Origin of the sequence: Bacillus sp. RAR_M1_44 (assembly GCF_020165935.1) — a bacterium.
In the GTDB taxonomy this organism is placed as follows: domain Bacteria; phylum Bacillota; class Bacilli; order Bacillales; family Bacillaceae; genus Bacillus; species Bacillus altitudinis.
Genome location: NZ_JAIUKX010000003.1, coordinates 76,484 through 96,307, shown reverse-complemented (window position 1 = coordinate 96,307; position 19,824 = coordinate 76,484). Strand labels below are relative to the sequence as shown.

The 19,824-nt window shown below is 42.2% G+C and carries 20 protein-coding genes; all 20 read left to right on the top strand.

Annotation, left to right across the window (positions count from 1 at the left end; translation table 11 throughout):
• The first annotated feature begins 17 nt into the window (after nt 1–17).
• Nucleotides 18–2,126, top strand: a complete 2,109-nt coding sequence (locus LCD34_RS16370) for a glycoside hydrolase family 48 protein (RefSeq protein WP_224559758.1) — start codon at nt 18–20, stop codon at nt 2,124–2,126.
• Between the two features lie 79 nt (nt 2,127–2,205).
• Nucleotides 2,206–3,432 (top strand): endo-1,4-beta-xylanase, encoded by a 1,227-nt coding sequence (locus tag LCD34_RS16365; protein ID WP_224559757.1) that lies wholly within the window; start codon nt 2,206–2,208, stop codon nt 3,430–3,432.
• Nucleotides 3,433–3,452: 20 nt separating this feature from the next.
• A complete protein-coding gene (locus tag LCD34_RS16360) occupies nt 3,453–4,583 on the top strand; it encodes a glycoside hydrolase 5 family protein (RefSeq protein WP_025207341.1) in 1,131 nt (376 codons plus the stop codon).
• A gap of 241 nt (nt 4,584–4,824) precedes the next feature.
• Nucleotides 4,825–5,298, top strand: a complete 474-nt coding sequence (gene rimP / locus LCD34_RS16355) for a ribosome maturation factor RimP (protein ID WP_008344744.1) — start codon at nt 4,825–4,827, stop codon at nt 5,296–5,298.
• A 32-nt stretch (nt 5,299–5,330) separates the two neighbouring features.
• Nucleotides 5,331–6,446 carry a transcription termination factor NusA gene (gene nusA, locus LCD34_RS16350; RefSeq protein ID WP_007499530.1) on the top strand — a complete coding sequence of 372 codons (1,116 nt, stop codon included), beginning with the start codon at nt 5,331–5,333 and terminating at the stop codon, nt 6,444–6,446.
• Nucleotides 6,447–6,461: 15 nt separating this feature from the next.
• On the top strand, nt 6,462–6,746 hold the full coding sequence (gene rnpM / locus LCD34_RS16345) for an RNase P modulator RnpM (protein WP_008344742.1): 285 nt from the start codon (nt 6,462–6,464) through the stop codon (nt 6,744–6,746).
• Complete coding sequence (locus LCD34_RS16340; RefSeq protein WP_007499528.1) at nt 6,739–7,041, top strand: YlxQ family RNA-binding protein; 303 nt, start codon at nt 6,739–6,741, stop codon at nt 7,039–7,041. The genes rnpM and LCD34_RS16340 overlap by 8 nt, the downstream gene beginning before the upstream one ends.
• 19 nt (nt 7,042–7,060) lie before the next feature.
• A complete protein-coding gene (infB, locus tag LCD34_RS16335; protein ID WP_007499526.1) occupies nt 7,061–9,181 on the top strand; it encodes a translation initiation factor IF-2 in 2,121 nt (706 codons plus the stop codon).
• Entirely contained in the window at nt 9,178–9,456 is a 279-nt protein-coding gene (locus tag LCD34_RS16330; RefSeq protein ID WP_017359071.1) for a DUF503 domain-containing protein, read from the top strand. The genes infB and LCD34_RS16330 overlap by 4 nt, the downstream gene beginning before the upstream one ends.
• A 17-nt stretch (nt 9,457–9,473) precedes the next feature.
• Nucleotides 9,474–9,824: a 30S ribosome-binding factor RbfA gene (rbfA, locus tag LCD34_RS16325; protein WP_007499525.1), complete on the top strand. Its 351-nt coding sequence runs from the start codon at nt 9,474–9,476 to the stop codon at nt 9,822–9,824.
• A gap of 68 nt (nt 9,825–9,892) precedes the next feature.
• The gene (truB, locus tag LCD34_RS16320) at nt 9,893–10,822 is read left to right on the top strand and encodes a tRNA pseudouridine(55) synthase TruB (RefSeq protein ID WP_017359070.1); all 930 of its coding nucleotides are present in this window, start codon (nt 9,893–9,895) and stop codon (nt 10,820–10,822) included.
• A gap of 18 nt (nt 10,823–10,840) precedes the next feature.
• Nucleotides 10,841–11,791, top strand: a complete 951-nt coding sequence (gene ribF, locus LCD34_RS16315; RefSeq protein WP_017359069.1) for a bifunctional riboflavin kinase/FAD synthetase — start codon at nt 10,841–10,843, stop codon at nt 11,789–11,791.
• A 155-nt stretch (nt 11,792–11,946) separates the two neighbouring features.
• The gene (gene rpsO, locus LCD34_RS16310; protein WP_008354438.1) at nt 11,947–12,216 is read left to right on the top strand and encodes a 30S ribosomal protein S15; all 270 of its coding nucleotides are present in this window, start codon (nt 11,947–11,949) and stop codon (nt 12,214–12,216) included.
• 183 nt (nt 12,217–12,399) lie between these two features.
• Entirely contained in the window at nt 12,400–14,517 is a 2,118-nt protein-coding gene (gene pnp, locus LCD34_RS16305) for a polyribonucleotide nucleotidyltransferase (protein WP_007499522.1), read from the top strand.
• A 125-nt stretch (nt 14,518–14,642) separates the two neighbouring features.
• Nucleotides 14,643–15,596 carry a polysaccharide deacetylase family protein gene (locus tag LCD34_RS16300; protein ID WP_411910441.1) on the top strand — a complete coding sequence of 318 codons (954 nt, stop codon included), beginning with the start codon at nt 14,643–14,645 and terminating at the stop codon, nt 15,594–15,596.
• A gap of 33 nt (nt 15,597–15,629) precedes the next feature.
• Nucleotides 15,630–16,859 carry a M16 family metallopeptidase gene (locus LCD34_RS16295; RefSeq protein WP_007499520.1) on the top strand — a complete coding sequence of 410 codons (1,230 nt, stop codon included), beginning with the start codon at nt 15,630–15,632 and terminating at the stop codon, nt 16,857–16,859.
• Nucleotides 16,860–16,932: 73 nt separating this feature from the next.
• The gene (locus LCD34_RS16290) at nt 16,933–17,853 is read left to right on the top strand and encodes an aminoglycoside phosphotransferase family protein (RefSeq protein ID WP_024720373.1); all 921 of its coding nucleotides are present in this window, start codon (nt 16,933–16,935) and stop codon (nt 17,851–17,853) included.
• A gap of 69 nt (nt 17,854–17,922) precedes the next feature.
• The gene (locus LCD34_RS16285) at nt 17,923–18,195 is read left to right on the top strand and encodes a YlmC/YmxH family sporulation protein (protein ID WP_008344726.1); all 273 of its coding nucleotides are present in this window, start codon (nt 17,923–17,925) and stop codon (nt 18,193–18,195) included.
• 123 nt (nt 18,196–18,318) lie between these two features.
• A complete protein-coding gene (gene dpaA, locus LCD34_RS16280) occupies nt 18,319–19,221 on the top strand; it encodes a dipicolinic acid synthetase subunit A (protein ID WP_017359065.1) in 903 nt (300 codons plus the stop codon).
• Nucleotides 19,218–19,811 (top strand): dipicolinate synthase subunit B, encoded by a 594-nt coding sequence (gene dpaB, locus LCD34_RS16275; RefSeq protein ID WP_017367267.1) that lies wholly within the window; start codon nt 19,218–19,220, stop codon nt 19,809–19,811. The genes dpaA and dpaB overlap by 4 nt, the downstream gene beginning before the upstream one ends.
• Nucleotides 19,812–19,824 lie beyond the last annotated feature (13 nt).

The window sequence follows — 19,824 nt, the reverse complement described above, 5'->3', positions numbered from 1 at the left end:
ATATAAAGGGTGAGGACATGACAAATAAAGAACGGTTTTTAGCGCTTTATCATCAAATGAAAAACGATGCGAATGGATATTTTTCAAAAGAAGGCATTCCGTATCATTCCGTTGAGACACTCATTTGCGAGGCGCCTGATTACGGGCATATGACCACTTCAGAAGCTTACAGCTACTGGTTATGGCTTGAAGCATTGTATGGTCACTACACAGGCGATTGGAGCAAACTAGAAGCGGCTTGGGATAATATGGAGAAGTTTATCATTCCAGTAAACGAAGATGGACATGACGAACAGCCACATATGAGTTCTTACAATCCATCCAGCCCAGCCACATACGCTTCAGAAAAACCATATCCAGATCAATATCCGAGCCAGTTGACGGGTGCTCGCCCTGCTGGTCAAGATCCAATTGATCAAGAACTGAGGTCAACTTACGGAACGAATGAAACGTATTTAATGCACTGGCTTCTTGATGTAGACAACTGGTATGAATATGGGAATTTGCTCAACCCATCACATACAGCCGCATATGTAAACACATTCCAGCGGGGTCCGCAAGAATCCGTATGGGAGGCCATCCCTCATCCATCACAAGATGATAAAACGGCCGGAAAGCCCAATGAAGGTTTCATGAGCTTGTTCACAAAAGAAAATCAAGCGCCAGCCGCCCAGTGGCGCTACACAAATGCGACGGACGCTGATGCGCGTGCAATACAGGCGATGTATTGGGCAAAGGAACTTGGCTATAATGGGTCAGTCTATCTTGATAAAGCGAAAAAGATGGGTGATTTCCTTCGTTACGGAATGTACGATAAATATTTTCAAACAATTGGAAGCGGCAAGCAAGGTAATCCGTATCCTGGAAATGGAAAAAGTGCATGTCATCACTTAATGGCATGGTATACCTCTTGGGGCGGGGGACTTGGAGAATATGCGAATTGGTCATGGCGTATCGGTGCGAGCCATTGTCATCAAGGGTATCAAAACCCAGTCGCTGCCTACGCTTTATCCTCAGATAAGGGAGGCTTAAAGCCATCGTCACCGACTGCTGCAAGTGATTGGGAAAAGACGTTAAAGAGACAGCTTGAATTTTACGTCTGGCTTCAATCAAAAGAGGGAGCGATTGCAGGAGGTGCTACCAACAGCTGGAATGGAGACTATAGCGCTTATCCAGCAGGAAGAAGTACATTTTATGATATGGCTTATGAAGATGCGCCTGTTTACCATGATCCTCCGTCCAATAATTGGTTTGGAATGCAAGCATGGCCGATTGAGCGTGTAGCAGAGCTTTATTATATCTTTGCAAAAGATGGCGACAAAACATCTGAAAATTTCCAAATGGCCAAATCTGTCATCACAAAATGGGTCAACTATTCACTAGATTATATTTTTATTGGCACTCGTCCTGTGTCGGATCAAGATGGGTATTTTTTAGATGGTCAGGGTCAAAGGATTCTAGGGGGGACAAATGTTGCTGTTGCTACGACGAGTGCACCTGGAGAGTTTTGGATTCCTGGGAATATAGAATGGAGCGGCCAGCCTGACACTTGGAGCGGGTTCCAATCTGCAACAGGTAATCCAAATTTAACGGCAGTTACAAAAGATCCTACTCAAGATACTGGTGTACTGGGCAGTCTCATCAAAGCACTCACATTCTTTGCTGCTGCAACACAGAAAGAGACAGGAAACTACACAGCACTTGGCATAAGAGCAAAAGAGACAGCGGCACAGCTCCTTGAGGTCGCTTGGAATTACAATGATGGTGTAGGGATTGTGACAGAGGAAGACAGAGAAGACTACCACCGTTTCTTTAAAAAAGAAGTGTACTTCCCAAATGGCTGGAACGGAACATTTGGTCAAGGAAATCAGATTCCTGGTTCCAGCACCATTCCTTCTGACCCGCAGCGAGGAGGTAACGGAGTGTATACGAGCTTTGCAGATCTTCGTCCGAAAATCAAGCAAGACCCAGCTTGGTCAGCCCTGGAGAGTAAATATCAATCATCTTTTAATGAAGCAACAGGCAAATGGGAAAACGGAGCGCCAAGTTTCACCTATCACCGTTTCTGGTCGCAAGTTGATATGGCTACGGCTTATGCAGAATACCATCGTCTCATAAACGAATAGAACGTAGTACAGCTGCCGGCTTTTTTAGTCGGCGGTTTCCTAATAAGATAAATGAAATGAAAGCAAAGGTGATGTCATCATGGTTAATAAGAAAGAATTTATGAATCATTCATCGAATGGCGGATCACAGGAACAAGAAAATCAAAGCTGGAGAAAAGAAGCAAATAATCGAATCTTACAACATAGACAAAGAGAGCTTGTCATAAACGTCATCAATAAGGAACAAAAGCCAGTTGCCGGAATAGAGGTGGAAATAAAACAAATCAGACATGAATTTGCATTTGGTTCAGCAATGAATGACCAAGTTCTATTCAATCAAACGTATGCTGATTTTTTTGTTCAACATTTTAATTGGGCTGTGTTTGAAAATGAGGCAAAATGGTATGCAAATGAGCCTGAAAGAGGGAAAATAACCTACGAAAAAGCAGATGCCATGCTGAATTTTGCCAATAGACACCAAATTCCAGTGAGGGGGCACGCCTTATTTTGGGAGGTAGAGGATGCCAATCCAAACTGGCTGAAATCATTACCGAATCATGAAGTATATGAAGCCATGAAATGGCGGCTTGAGCATGCAGGCAATCATTTCAAAGGGAAATTCCGTCATTGGGATGTAAACAACGAAATGATGCATGGTTCATTTTTTAAAGACCGGTTTGGGAAACAGATTTGGAAATGGATGTATGAAGAAACGAAAAAAATTGATCCTCAAGCCTTGCTGTTTGTCAATGATTATAATGTAATCTCATACGGCGAACATCACGCATATAAAGCACATATCAATGAACTTCGTCAGTTGGGGGCACCAGTTGAGGCCATTGGAGTTCAAGGTCACTTTGAAGATCGAGTGGATCCAGTTGTTGTAAAACAAAGACTAGATGTGCTTGCTGAGCTTGGTCTACCGATATGGGTGACAGAGTATGACTCTGTTCATCCGGATGCCAATAGACGAGCGGATAACTTAGAAGCTTTATATCGGGTTGCCTTTAGTCATCCAGCCGTAAAAGGTGTGCTGATGTGGGGATTTTGGGCGGGTGCTCATTGGAGAGGTGAGCACGCAGCCATCGTGAATCATGATTGGTCGTTAAATGAAGCAGGCAGGCGTTATGAAAAGCTTCTACAGGAGTGGACGACACAAAGAGTGGAAAAAACAGATGCGAATGGCCAAGTGACATGTCCAGCGTTTCACGGGACGTATGAGGTTCGAATTGGTGAAGTAAGTAAAATGTTGCAGCAGCAGACGATTGAACTTGATTCAACTAAACAAACACCGCTTCAACTAGATATCATCGTACCAGTAGAATAAGAGATTGTGAGGAGAATGGAATGAAAAAATGGGTTCAACGGGTGGCTTGTTTTATGCTGCTGATCACTTTATGGGCGGGTTGGTTCACTCTGACCGTAAAGGCCTCCTCCTATGTGCAAACATCTGGTACACATTTTGTATTGAACAACCACCCATTTTACTTTGCTGGCACAAATAATTATTATTTCCATTACAAATCAAAAAAGATGGTAGATGCTGTTTTTGACGATATGAAGGCAATGGATTTAAAGGTTATTCGTATTTGGGGATTTCACGATGGTACCCCTCAAGAAAATTCAGTCTTACAATCTCGTCCAGGTGTTTATGAAGAATCCGGTTTTCAAAAACTAGACTATGCGATTTATAAAGCAGGGCAGGAAGGAATCAAGCTGGTCATACCGCTCGTGAACAATTGGGATGACTTTGGCGGGATGAATCAATATGTGAAGTGGTTTCAGGCAGGATCACATGATCACTTTTATACAGATTCTCGGATTAAAACAGCTTACAAAAACTATGTGCGCTATGTATTAGAGAGAACCAATACGTACTCAGGTGTTCAATATAAAGATGACCCTGCTATTATGACATGGGAGCTCGCCAATGAGCCGCGCGCTCAGTCAGACCCTTCGGGAGATATACTAGTAAACTGGGCAGATGAAATGAGTGCATGGATCAAATCAATTGACTCGAATCACCTTGTTGCAGTAGGAGACGAAGGGTTCTTTCGCATGACAGGTCATGACGATTGGTTTTACAGTGGGGGAGAAGGTGTTGATTGGGATCGTTTGACTGCTCTCCCTCATATTGATTATGGAACCTATCATTTATACCCGGATCACTGGAATCAGTCTGCTGCATGGGGAGTGAAATGGATCAAAGATCATATCACCCGAGGAAACGCAATCGGAAAACCTGTTGTATTAGAAGAGTTTGGCTATCAAAATCAAACAGCCCGTCCTGATGTATATGATAGCTGGCTGAAGACAATTGAACAGCTCGGAGGCGCAGGCAGCCAATTTTGGATTTTAACAAGCATTCAAGACGATGATTCCCTCTACCCGGATTATGACGGTTTTCGAGTTTTAAAGGAGAGCCGGGAGGCAGAAATTATTCGTGAACACGCCAAAAGAATGAATGAAAAGAACTGATGAAGAATGCCTGTTTATAAGGAACTTCATTTGCATAAAAAAATTGGATATGGTATAGTTTTTATGGAAATGCTAACGATTACCGAGACAAGAGTGGGGAAACCCGCTCTTTTGTATTGAACAGGCAATTTTTGTCTCGACATTATTCATCCGTTTTCTGCTCCCCCTGCTCACAATAAAGCAGGGTTTTTATGCAGAATGATTGATAAGAGCGTTTATCGAAAGCACAAGGAGGAAGAGAATGAGCAAAAAAGTAGTGGATATCGTAAGCGACATGGTGCAGCCAATTTTAGATGGCTTACAGCTTGAACTCGTTGATGTTGAATTTGTCAAAGAGGGTCAAAACTGGTTCCTTCGCGTATTTATTGACTCTGACAAAGGCGTCGATATCGAGGAGTGTGCCAAAGTGAGCGAAGCCTTGAGCGAAAAGCTTGATGAGGCAGATCCAATTAGCCAAAACTACTTTCTTGAAGTGTCCTCTCCTGGAGCGGAGCGCCCATTAAAGAAAAAAGCTGATTTTGAAAAAGCACTTGGAAAAAATGTTTTCATGAAAACATACGAACCAATTGATGGTGAAAAGGCATTTGAAGGTGAGCTTACAAGCTTTGATGGTGAGATTGCAACAGTGACAGTGAAGATCAAGACAAGAAAGAAAGAGATCAATATTCCATACGAAAAAATTGCTAACGCAAGATTAGCAGTTTCGTTCAATTAACCTTTTCATTGATATAAGGGGGAACCATAAAAATGAGTAGTGAGTTGTTAGATGCCCTGACTGTTCTTGAGAAAGAGAAGGGCATTAGTAAAGAAATTATTATTGAAGCGATAGAAGCTGCACTCATTTCTGCATACAAGCGTAATTTTAATCAAGCACAAAATGTGCGTGTTGATTTAAACCGTGAAACGGGAACGATTCGCGTATTCGCAAGAAAAGATGTTGTAGATGAAGTGTATGATTCTCGCCTTGAAATCTCTGTAGATGATGCAGCAAATATCAACCCGAATTACATGGTTGGTGACGTCGTTGAAATCGAAGTCACACCAAAAGATTTCGGACGCATTGCAGCTCAGACAGCGAAACAAGTCGTGACGCAGCGAGTGAGAGAAGCAGAGCGAGGTGTGATTTACACTGAGTTTATCGATCGTGAGGAAGACATCATGACGGGAATCGTTCAGCGAATTGACAGTAAATTCATTTACGTGTCACTTGGCAAAATCGAAGCCCTTCTTCCGGTAAACGAACAAATGCCAAATGAGGACTACAAACCACATGACCGCATTAAAGTGTTCATTACGAAAGTAGAAAAAACAACAAAAGGACCACAAATTTATGTATCAAGAACACACCCAGGTCTTTTAAAGCGTTTATTTGAAATCGAAGTGCCAGAAATTTATGATGGTACTGTAGAGCTTAAATCTGTCGCTAGAGAAGCTGGGGACCGTTCTAAAATATCTGTTCGTACAGATGATCCTGATGTTGATCCAGTTGGTTCTTGTGTTGGACCTAAAGGTCAGCGTGTACAAGCAATTGTCAATGAGCTGAAAGGCGAAAAAATTGACATTGTTCATTGGTCTAATGACCCTGTTGAATTTGTTGCCAATGCGTTAAGTCCATCAAAAGTTCTTGATGTCATTGTAAATGAAGAAGATAAGGCGACAACTGTCATTGTCCCTGATTATCAGCTGTCATTAGCCATTGGTAAAAGAGGTCAAAATGCGCGTCTTGCAGCGAAATTAACGAGCTGGAAGATTGACATTAAAAGCGAAACAGATGCAAGAGAACTCGGTATTTTCCCAAGAACTGAAGACTCTGAATCTCTTTTCTTAGAGGCTGAACCAGTAGCTGAGGAATCTGACGAATAAGAGGTGATATAAAAGGTGAAAAGCCGAAAAAAAATCCCGCTTAGAAAATGCGTCGTGACGGGAGAAATGAAACCAAAGAAAGAACTGATTCGCGTTGTTCGTTCAAAAGAAGGTGAAGTGTCTGTTGACGCAACCGGAAAAATGAACGGGCGCGGCGCTTACCTTTCTCTCGATAAAGAAACCATTCTTGCGGCGAAGAACAAACGTAGTTTACAGCAGCAATTTCAGACACAGATTGACGAACACATTTTTGAAGAATTACTAGAACTAGCTGAAAAGGTGAAAAAACCGAATGACTGAATCTGAATGGTATCCTTTGCTTGGTCTAGCAAATCGAGCTCGTAAAGTCGTGTCAGGAGAAGATCTGGTGATCAAAGAAATTAGACATGCGCGTGCTAAGCTGGTTCTTCTTGCAGCAGATGCCTCATCCAACACAGAGAAAAAGGTATCTGACAAATGCAAATTTTACAATGTTCCGGTTAGAAAAGTTGAAGACCGTTCCGTTCTCGGACGTTCTATAGGGAAGGAAGCTCGCGTAGTTGTCGCTGTCACTGACCAAGGCTTCGCTAAGAAGCTCATAAGCTTGCTCGATTAATTTATTTGGGGGTGAACGAATGGCTAAAGTGAGAGTATATGAATACGCAAAAGCCATAGATGTTTCAAGTAAAGATATTATAGCAGCGCTTAAGGATATGAACGTGGAAGTGAACAACCACATGGCGACGCTTGAAGACGACACTGTGAAAAAGCTAGACGCTATCTATAAAAAAGCCAAAGCAAAAGAGACAGCTAACGAGAAACCCGCAGAACAAAAAAAACAATCATCTAACAAAAACAATGATAGAAAGAAGAATGACGTGCAGAATAATCAATTTAATAAAAACAAAAAAAACAACAACCAAAACAAAAACAAAAATAAACGCGGCGGCAACAACAAGGCGCAGCATCAGCAAGCAAGACCTGTGAAGCCGAAAAAAGAGCTTCCTGAAAAAATTGAATTTACAAATTCAATGACAGTCGGCCAGCTTGCTGACGAGCTTGGCAAAGAAACTGCTGAAATCATCAAAAAACTGATGATGCTTGGTGTTATGGCTACGATCAACCAAGAGCTCGACAAAGATACAGTCGAATTAATTGCTTCTGAATATGGTGTTCCAGTAGAAGAAGTGATCATTTTAGAAGAAACTGAACTTGAAAAGTATGAAGTTGAAGATAAAGAAGAAGATATGCAAGTACGCCCTCCAGTAGTAACGATCATGGGACACGTTGACCACGGGAAAACAACGCTTCTTGACAGCATTCGTAAAACGAAAGTTGTTGAAGGCGAAGCGGGTGGAATTACGCAGCATATTGGTGCATACCAAATTGAAGAAAACGGTAAGAAAATCACGTTCCTTGATACACCAGGACACGCAGCTTTCACTACGATGCGAGCACGCGGTGCTGAAGTAACAGATACGACGATCTTGGTCGTTGCAGCAGATGACGGTGTCATGCCGCAAACGATTGAAGCGATCAACCACGCAAAAGCGGCAGAGGTGCCAATCATTGTGGCTGTCAATAAAATTGACAAACCAACAGCGAACCCTGACCGCGTGATGCAGGAATTAACTGAGCATGGTCTTGTACCTGAGGCTTGGGGCGGCGAAACCATTTTCGTTCCTTTATCTGCAAAAACAGGTGAAGGCATTGACGAATTGATCGAAATGATCCTTCTTGTCAGCGAAGTAGCAGAACTAAAAGCCAACCCAAATCGTGCGGCAAAAGGAACTGTGATCGAGGCTGAGCTTGATAAAGGAAGAGGTTCTGTTGCAACCCTTCTCGTTCAAACTGGTACACTTCAAGTAGGTGACCCAATCGTTGTCGGAAATACATTTGGCCGTGTACGTGCAATGGTCAATGACATCGGACGCCGCGTGAAAACTGCAGGACCATCTACACCTGTTGAAATCACTGGTTTAAATGATGTACCGCATGCAGGGGATCAGTTCCTCGTATTCAAAGATGAAAAAACAGCTCGTCAAGTCGGTGAGGCGCGTGCGTCTAAACAACTTGATGAACAGCGTTCAGACAAAGCGAAATTATCTCTCGATGACCTATTTGAGCAAATCAAACAAGGTGATGTGAAAGATATCAACTTAATCGTAAAAGCAGACGTACAAGGTTCTGCTGAAGCACTGACGGCAGCTCTTCAAAAAATTGAAGTAGAAGGCGTAAAAGTGAAAATCATCCATACGGGTGTTGGAGCCATTACAGAATCTGATATCATTTTAGCAAGTGCTTCTAATGCGATCGTGATTGGATTTAACGTACGTCCTGATGGCAATGCGAAGAGCACAGCTGAAACAGAAAACGTAGATATCCGCTTACACCGCATCATCTACAAAGTTATCGATGAAATTGAAGCTGCGATGAAAGGAATGCTTGACCCTGAATATGAAGAAAAAGTCATCGGTCAAGTTGAAGTTCGTCAAACGTTCAAAGTATCAAAAATCGGTACAATTGCTGGTGGCTATGTCACTGAAGGTACCATTACTAGAGACAGTGGTATCCGCTTAATTCGTGATGGCGTCGTCATCTTTGAAGGCGAAGTCGACGTATTAAAACGATTCAAAGACGATGTGAAAGAAGTTTCACAAGGCTATGAATGTGGTATTACCATTAAGAAATACAATGATATCCGTGAAGGTGATGTCATGGAATCATTCGTTATGCAAGAAATCGAAAGAAAATGATCGGTTATACCGAGTGTGAGTGTATGATCTATGATGCATCCTCACTGAAGGAAAAACGTGCGGTTCTGCAGCGTATCATGACAAGAACGCGCCATAAATTCAATGTGACCATTGCTGAAATGGACTATCAGGATACATGGCAGCGTACTTCGATCGGAATCGCCGTCATTTCCTCCTCCCGGGTTCAAGTGGAAAAGGAACTTCAGCGTGTGTTAAGCTTTATTGATTCTTTTCCGGAAATTGAACGAACGATCACGAAAACTGAGTGGTTTTAATTAGAGGTGATAAGATCATGAGTATGAGAGCAACCCGTGTGGGTGAGCAAATGAAAAAAGAATTAGGTGACATCCTTGGCAGAAAGCTAAAAGATCCAAGAATCGGCTTTTTGACTGTAACGGATGTTGAAGTATCCGGTGATTTGCAAATTGCTAAAGTCTATATTTCTGTTCTTGGCGACGAGAAGAAAAGAGAGGAAACCTTAAAAGGCCTTGCAAAGGCGAAAGGGTATATCCGCTCTGAAATTGGCAATCGAATCAGACTTCGCAAAACACCAGAGCTTCACTTTGAATTCGATGAGTCTGTAGATTACGGTAACCGAATTGAAAGCCTGATTGCTGAACTAAACACAAAAGATCACGAATAAGACGTTGAAATAAGGATAGGCGATGATCGTCTGTCCTTTTTCATCGTTTATGAAAGGAGAGAACGCAGGTGCAAAACGGTGTTCTTTTATTACATAAAGAAAGAGGCATGACCTCTCACGACTGTGTGTTTAAAGTGAGAAAGATTTTACACACAAAAAAAGTGGGACATACAGGGACACTCGATCCAGAGGTTTCAGGTGTTCTGCCTATTTGTATTGGACGAGCGACAAAAATTGTGGAGTACTTAACAGATAAATCGAAAACGTATGATGCGGAAATCACCATTGGATTTTCTACAACGACAGAAGACCAAACAGGTGAAGTAGTAGAAGAAAAAAAGGTACCGGTACCGATGTCAGAAGATGACATTGATGCTGCGTTGAAACAATTTGAAGGAACCATTGAACAGATCCCTCCGATGTTTTCTGCTGTGAAAATTGGCGGAAAAAAGCTCTATGAATATGCAAGGCAAGGCATTGAAATTGAACGTCCAAGCCGTGAAATTACCATTCATCGCATCGAGCGGACAACACCTGTCACATTTGAAAATGGTAAGGTATCATTTAGATTCACCGTACTGTGTTCAAAAGGCACATATGTGAGAACGTTAGCCGTCGATATCGGAAAAAAACTTGGGTTTCCAGCCCACATGTCTCACCTCATTCGCATAGGATCTGGTGACTTTACGTTAGATGAATGTATCACTCTTGATGTGTTGAGGGAGATCAGTGAGAAAGGAACGGTTGAGGAACATCTTGTGCCGATCGAGCGTGCGCTCAATCATTTGCCGAAATGGGAGATAAATGATACATTAGCAAGTAAAGTGGAAAACGGTGCAGTCCTACCTATGCCTGATGAATTTGCTCATTTTGCAGAGGAAGATCGTGTCGCTGTCTTTGCTCCTTCAGGCCGTTGTATGGCAATTTATATGAAGCACCCGACCAAACAGAACCTGATGAAGCCGGCGAAGATTTTATCACAGGACAAGCAATCTTAAAGAAAAGGTGACCATCTCGTGAAGACTATACATATTTCACACCCACATACATTGAATCAAAAGGATCAAGTCCCGTCTGTGATGGCTTTAGGGTATTTTGACGGTGTTCACCTCGGACACCAAAAAGTGATTGATGCAGCGAAAAACATTGCGGAAAAAGAGGGTTTAGCTCTAGCTGTCATGACTTTTCATCCGCATCCATCACATGTTCTGCAAAAAGCACGTGAACCAAAAGACTTAATCACACCGCTTGAGGATAAGATTGATTTTATCGAACAATTAGGTGCTGACTACTTATACATTGTGCAATTCAGCGAAAGCTTTGCAGCACTGTCTCCTCAAGAGTTTGTCGATCAGTATTTGGACGAACTGAATGTGAAGCATGCAGTCGCTGGTTTCGATTTTACATTCGGCCGGTTTGGCGCAGGCACAATGGAAACGTTTGATGAATACGGGAAAGGGCGGATTGCTGCGACCATTGTACCTAAGCTTTCCAACCAAGACCGGAAAGTCAGCTCGACCCTTATACGTTCCGCATTGAAAAATGGAGACGTTGAATATGTGAGTGAGCTTTTAGGGAAACCGTATCAGCTGCGAGGCATTGTGATTCATGGAGATAAACGAGGACGCACGATTGGCTTCCCAACCGCCAATGTTGGTTTATCTGCTGAATACATCATCCCGCCAACAGGCGTATATGCAGTGAGAGCGGAAGTGAAAGGCAAGGTGTATGACGGTGTTTGTAACGTTGGCTACAAACCAACATTTTACGAAAAACGTCCTGATCAGCCTGCGATTGAAGTGAACCTTTTTGATTTTAACGAAGAAATTTATGGTGAACCGATTAAATTACAGTGGTACAAGCGGATTCGCAGTGAACAAAAGTTTAACGGTATCCAAGAATTAACGGCTCAAATTAGTCAAGATAAAGAAGAAGCGATTCAGTTTTTTCAAGATCATCTTCATTAAACAAAAAAATCGCAGAAAAACCGCTCTATCATTTGCAAAATCGGCATATTTTTAGTATGATAATTCCTGTAGCTTTAAAACCACTTACTTGGCAGGCCGACTTCACCGACGGTTGCGAGGTAGATGGGGCTAACATGATTTGGAGGTGAAACAGGATGGCTATTACTCAAGAGCGTAAAACTCAATTAATTAATGAGTTCAAAACACACGAATCTGATACTGGATCTCCAGAAGTTCAGATCGCTGTCCTAACAGAATCAATTAACAACTTGAACGAGCATTTACGTACTCATAAGAAAGATCACCACTCACGTCGCGGTCTTTTGAAAATGGTAGGTAGACGTCGTAATCTTCTTACGTATCTACGTAATAAAGACGTAACTCGTTACCGTGAGTTAATTAACAAACTAGGCTTACGTCGATAATCGTAAAAAGCGGGAGGATTCCCGCTTTTTTATCGTATAATCACTAATATTTTATGGTTAAAATGTTGAAAGAATGGCAAAAACCCTTCTACATACAGCTTTCACATTGATATGTGAAAATCATTTTGTTCATAATAAGAAATAACCTAAAAACTTTACGACAAGAGAGGAGTTTATCTCAGAATGGGACAAGAGAAACAAGTCTTCACCATAGACTGGGCTGGACGTCAACTGACAGTTGAAACTGGCCAGCTTGCAAAGCAAGCAAACGGAGCGGTTCTCGTACGCTACGGAGATACGGCTGTGCTTAGCTCAGCAACAGCTTCTAAAGAACCAAAACCACTTGATTTTTTCCCGCTCACTGTAAACTACGAAGAAAGATTATATGCAGTTGGTAAAATTCCTGGTGGTTTCATTAAAAGAGAAGGCCGCCCAAGTGAAAAAGCAATCCTTGCGAGCCGCTTAATTGACAGACCGATCCGTCCACTATTTGCAGACGGATTTAGAAATGAAGTACAAGTCATTAGTATTGTCATGAGTGTGGATCAAGATTGTTCATCTGAAATGGCTGCAATGTTTGGCTCATCTTTAGCTTTATGTGTGTCTGACATTCCATTTGAGGGACCAATCGCTGGCGTGACAGTAGGACGAGTAGATGGAAAGCTCATCATCAACCCAAATGTTGAGCAGCTTGAACAAAGCGATATCAACCTTGTTGTAGCTGGAACAAAAGATGCAATCAACATGGTAGAAGCTGGTGCTGATGAAGTACCAGAAGAAACAATGCTTGAAGCCATCATGTACGGCCATCAAGAGATCAAACGCTTAATCGAATTCCAAGAAGAAATTGTAAAAGCTGTCGGTAAAGAAAAAATCGATATTCCTTTATATGAAGTCGATCAAGCATTAGCAGAGGAAGTAAAACAACTTGCTGAAGCGGATCTACTGAAAGCGATTCAAGTACATGAGAAGCATGCTCGTGAAGATGCCATCAGTGCTGTGAAAAAAGCTGTCGTTCAAAAATTTGAAGAAGAAGAGCGTGACGAAGCAACGATTAAACAAGCGAAGGATGTCTTAAACAAGCTTGTGAAAAACGAAGTTCGCCGCCTTATTACTGAAGAGAAGGTACGTCCAGATGGACGCGGCGTCGATCAAATCCGTCCACTTTCTTCAGAAGTAGGACTTCTTCCAAGAACGCACGGTTCAGGATTGTTTACAAGAGGCCAAACACAGGCACTCAGTATTTGTACATTAGGTGCACTTGGTGATGTACAGATTCTTGATGGTCTTGGTGTTGAAGAGTCTAAGCGATTCATGCACCATTATAACTTCCCACAATTCAGTGTTGGTGAGACCGGCCCAATGCGTGGTCCAGGCCGTCGTGAGATTGGACATGGTGCGCTAGGCGAACGTGCATTAGAGCCAGTCATTCCATCTGAAAAAGATTTCCCTTATACGGTTCGCCTTGTGTCTGAGGTGTTAGAATCAAACGGTTCTACTTCACAAGCAAGTATTTGTGCGAGCACACTTGCGATGATGGATGCAGGTGTTCCAATTAAAGCACCAGTTGCAGGGATTGCAATGGGACTTGTTAAATCTGGTGAATACTACACAGTGCTGACAGACATTCAAGGAATGGAAGATGCACTTGGAGATATGGACTTTAAAGTAGCAGGTACATCTAAAGGTGTAACAGCGCTTCAAATGGACATCAAAATCGATGGTCTATCAAAAGACATTTTAGAAGAAGCACTTCAACAAGCGAAAAAAGGAAGAATGGAAATTTTAGATAGCATGCTGTCAACGATTCCAGCTTCTAGAGGAGAATTGTCACGTTATGCACCAAAAATCTTAACGATGACAATCAATCCAGATAAAATTCGCGATGTCATTGGACCAAGCGGTAAACAAATCAATAAAATCATTGAAGATACCGGTGTGAAAATTGATATTGAACAAGACGGTACAATCTTTATCTCTTCTACTGAAGAAGACATGAACCAAAAAGCGAAGAAAATCATTGAAGATCTTGTCAGAGAAGTTGAAGTTGGCCAACTTTACCTAGGTAAAGTAAAACGAATTGAAAAATTCGGTGCCTTCCTTGAAATCTTCAGCGGCAAAGATGGACTTGTTCATATTTCTGAGCTTGCACTTGAACGTGTTGGCAAAGTAGAAGATGTCGTGAAGATTGGTGACGAACTACTCGTCAAAGTCACTGAGATCGATAAACAAGGTCGTGTGAACCTTTCTCGTAAAGCTGTTTTACGTGAAGAAAAGGAAAAAGAAGAAAAGCAGTCTTAATGAGAACAAATAAAATGTGTTAGAAGCCAGGTATCCGTGCCAGGCTTCTTTCTTTTCTTGCGCGTAACAATAGTTCTAGCTTGTTTCTCCCCATCATAATTTGTGGTAAAGGGGAGGGACAACCATTGAAAAAAACGATACCATTCTTTGTGTTTGTATTTTTACTGCTCGTGTCATATCAAACGATGAAGCAGCCGGCTGCTGTTACATATATGAATTCAATGAAAGAGCACGCCGAGGTAGCATCTGTTTCAAAAGATATTCTGTATCAAGAGATCAAATCGAAGTCTTCTGACTATGAAGAGAAGCCGCAAAATGCTAAGATTGATAAAGTGTGGAAAAAGATGCCTGGTTTAAATGGACAGACAGTCGATATCGATGCTTCTTACGAAAAAATGAAAAAACACGGCTCTTTCGATGAAAAGCTGCTTGTTTTTAAAGAAACAAAACCATCTGTCCATTTACATGAACTTGGTGCTGAACCTATCTATAAGGGACATCCAGACAAAAAGATGAATGCATTCCTGATCAATGTAGCTTGGGGCGACGAGCATTTAACAAAGATGTTGAATACACTAGAAAAGCATCAAGTGAAGGCAACCTTTTTCTTAGAAGGCAAATGGGTGAAAAACAGTCCAGACCTTGCTAAAAAAATCGTGGCAGATGGTCATGAAATTGGAAATCATTCATACAATCACCCGGATATGCGCACACTGACAAGAGAACGAGCATTAGAGCAGATGATTAAAACAAATCGCCAAATTGAAGAATCCCTTGGGAAAAAACCGATATGGTTTGCGCCTCCAAGTGGCAGCTTTAAAGAAGAAACAGTAAAGCTTGCGAAACAAGAAGGAATGGAAACCATTATGTGGACAGTAGACACGATCGACTGGCAAAAACCATCACCAGCTGTATTACAAAAACGAGTGCTTGGGAAAATTCACAATGGGGCGATGATATTAATGCATCCAACAGACGCAACAGCGAGAAGTCTTGACGCACTTATCACTCAAATCAAAGAAAGAGGATATGAATTAGGAACGGTTTCTGACCTCCTAAGTGAAAAAAGACACCCGTGATGCGATCTGTTTGTTGAATAGGAGGAGCAAAACTTGGTCAAAACGTATACATGCCAAAACGGAGTAAGAATTGTACTTGAAAACAATCCCACTGTAAGGTCTGTCGCAATTGGCGTCTGGATTGGAACAGGTTCTAGACATGAGACACCAGAAGTAAATGGGATCTCACACTTTTTAGAGCATATGTTCTTTAAAGGAACAAAGACGAGATCTGCACGTGATATCGCAGAATCCTTTGACCGCATTGGTGGTCAAGTGAATGCCTTTACGTCAAAAGAATATACTTGCTATTATGCAAAGGTACTTGATTCACATGCTGGGTATGCCCTCGATGTGTTGAGTGACATGTTTTTCAACTCTGCTTTTGACGAAGAAGAGCTGAAGAAAGAAAAAAATGTGGTCTATGAAGAAATTAAAATGTATGAAGATACTCCTGATGACATCGTTCATGATTTGTTAAGTAAAGCCATTTACGGTGATCATTCATTAGGTTATCCGATTTTAGGGACAGAGGAAACACTCTCTACTTTTAACGGTGATTCCCTTAGAAAATATATGGATGAATTCTACACGCCGGATCGCGTCGTCATCTCTGTTGCAGGGAACGTCGATGACACCTTCATTCGTGAGGTCGAAACATTATTTGGCTCGTATGAAGGAAAGGGGAAAAAGCAGCCTGTCGAAGCCCCGCAATTCCACTATGACAAACTGACACGCAAAAAGGAAACAGAACAGGCGCATCTTTGCATGGGCTTTAACGGACTTCCTGCTGGAGATCAGGGCATCTATGACTTAATCGTCTTAAATAATGTTCTAGGCGGTAGCATGAGCAGCCGGTTGTTCCAAGACGTAAGAGAAGATAAAGGACTTGCGTATTCTGTATTCAGCTATCATAGTTCATTTGCAGATAATGGAATGCTGACGATCTATGGTGGAACTGGAGCGAAGCAGCTGAACCTGCTATCTGAAACCATCTTACAAACATTAGACGTCTTAAAACGTGAGGGAATTACGCAGAAAGAACTTGAAAACTCTAAGGAGCAAATGAAAGGCAACCTCATGCTTAGTCTTGAAAGCACAAACAGCAAGATGAGCCGAAATGGTAAAAATGAATTACTCCTTGGCAAACATCGTACGCTTGATGAAATTATTGATGAAATCAATCGCGTCTCATTAGACGGCGTGAACAATTTATCGAAAAGAATCTTTACAGAAGATTATGCTCTCTCGCTTATTAGTCCAACGGGTGATCAGCCATCATAATGTAAACAACACGGCAGACTTCTCAAGAGGTCTGCCGTTTATTGTATACCAAGAAGAAAGGGGCCCTGCGTTCATGAAACACGAAAAACTGAAACAGCTATCTCCGCTTCTTAAACAAGCCATCTCTTTCCAGCCGATGACATCTGGATTTTCGGGAGACCGCACCTTTTTGGTCATAACGCCTAGTGAAAAGCTAGTACTCAAGCTATCAGACATTCAGAAATATTCCAGTTTGAAAAAGAAAGCGTCCATTCAGCAGAAGTTAAAAAATCGAGGCGTTATTTGTTCTGAAGTGATGGAGGTCGGAGTGAGTGCTGAACAAAACTGTACCTTTCGTATTTTTCCATTTATCGAAGGAGAGATTGCTAGAGCATCCATTCATCTGCTCACAGAAGAAGAGCAGTATGAAATCGGAAGGCGGGCAGGCAGAGACTTGAGTATCATGCATACATGCGATGCCCCTTTTTATGCAGCCCCCTGGGATAAGAAGGTATTAGCGAAACATGAACGGTATGTACATGCCTATCAATCAAGCGGAGTGACCTTTTCCCATGATCAGTTCGTATTAGATTTTATTCAGTCACATGCTGATGCGGTAAAAGGGAGGCCAAACCAGTTCCAGCATGATGATTTTCATTTAGGGAATATCATTATACAGCGTCATCAATATGCTGGGGCGATCGACTTTGATCAATCCGACTGGGGCGATCCGATTCATGACTTTTATAAACTGTCTTTATTTAGTCGAGAAAGAAGCATTCCATTTTCAGCCGGGCAATTGGATGCCTATTTAAGTACGCAGACAACACATGATTTTTGGCTTCTTTTTTCCATCTATACAGCCATGAGCTGTTTTTCTTCTATTGTTTGGACGTTATCCTATGACCCGGGGCATGTAAAAGACATGGTGAATCGAGTGGAGAGAATGCTGACAGACCATAAGCGTTTTACTCAACTGACGCCAGTTTGGTATACAGATTGGCTTCATTCGTGACGTGTAGAACGGGACGGTCTATTCCCCCTCTGTGCTGCATATATGATATGGAAGGGGAGTGATGCGATTTTGAGGCTGAGTGAGCTGTCAGGAAAAGAGATCGTCGATATTAAAAGAGCGGAGCGGCTTGGCGTGCTTGGACAAACCGACCTTGAAATAAATGAACAGGACGGTCAAATTACAGCACTCATCATACCTTCCGTCAAATGGTTTGGCTTTCGAAAACAAGGAAATGACATCCGCGTTCCGTGGAATCACATTCAAAAAATAGGATCAGATATGATCATTCTCGATGTGCCTGAAGAACTTCAGCCGCACGGAGAAAAAGAGCACCCATCATAAAAGGGTGCTCTTTTTCTTTTCTCTCCCCGATTTGTTCACAGGCTGAATCCTCTCCTCATATGCTGAAAGGGAGATTCGGAAAATATTACAGACTTTTTTAAATAAAGAAGGTGAACGGTCAGTATGTTGAGCGGTTTAACGGTTGCGGTGATCGGGGGAGATGCTAGGCAGCTTGAAATCATTCGCAAGCTGTCACAGCAGCATGCCAAAGTGTTTTTGGTCGGATTTGATCAGCTGGATCATGGATTTATTGGTGCTGAAAAGCTGAAAATGTCAGAGCTTCCATTTGAACAAGTGGATAGTATGATCCTTCCGGTATCAGGTGCTACAGACGAAGGGGTCGTTGCCACCGTTTTTTCAAATGAGAAGGTCGTGCTAGAAGCTAAATATTTAGAAAGAACCCCTGCACATTGTACCTTGTACTCAGGTATTTCTAATATGTACTTAGACAATATGGCAAAGCAGGTGAACCGGAAGCTTGTGAAGCTGTTTGAGCGAGATGATATTGCCATATATAACTCTATTCCAACAGTTGAAGGGATTATCATGATGGCTATTCAGCAAACGGACTATACGATTCATGGGTCACATGTCGCTGTTCTCGGGCTTGGTCGAACAGGGCTCACCATTGCCCGCACATTTCGGGCGCTAGGTGCGGAAGTGAAAGTTGGTGCTGCGGATACAGCCCATTTAGCGCGAGCCTTTGAGATGGGACTTGATCCATTTTCAATGGACCGTTTAAAAGATGAAGTAACGGATGTCGACATCATCATCAATACGATTCCAAGCTTAGTATTAGATTCTTCTGTTATCGTCAGCATGACACCAAAGACACTCATTTTGGATATCGCCTCCCGCCCAGGTGGAACAGACTTTGACTTTGCACAAAAGCATGGAGTGAAGGCGCTTCTTGCACCAGGACTTCCAGGAATTGTGGCACCAAAGACAGCCGGGCAGATCATTGCAAAAGTGCTTTCTGGGCTCTTATGTGAACTTGCGGAGGAAAAAAGGGGGATGGAATCATGACAACACTAAAAGGGAAAAGAATCGGCTTTGGTTTAACAGGTTCCCACTGCACGTACGAAGCCGTTTTTCCGCAAATCGAATCACTCGTGAAAGAAGGGGCAGAAGTGCGTCCTGTCGTGTCATATACGGTGCAAAATACGAATACGAGATTCGGAGAAGGAGCGGACTGGATTGAGCGGATTGAGAAGCTGACAGGATTTCAAGCGATTGACTCAATCGTCAAAGCAGAGCCACTCGGACCAAAACTTCCACTTGATTGTATGGTCATTGCACCTTTAACAGGCAATTCAATGGCGAAATTTGCAAATGCACTGACAGACAGTCCAGTCTTAATGGCTGCTAAGGCGACCATTCGTAATCATCGCCCTGTCGTTTTAGGCATTTCCACCAATGATGCATTAGGTTTAAATGGTACAAATCTCATGAGACTCATGTCGACAAAGAACATTTTCTTTATTCCATTCGGCCAAGATGATCCATTCAAAAAACCGACTTCCATGGTAGCGCATATGGATCTACTGACGAAAACGGTAGAAGAGGCGCTCGAGCATAGACAAATTCAGCCCATTTTAATTGGATCAAACGAATAATAGATTCACTAGA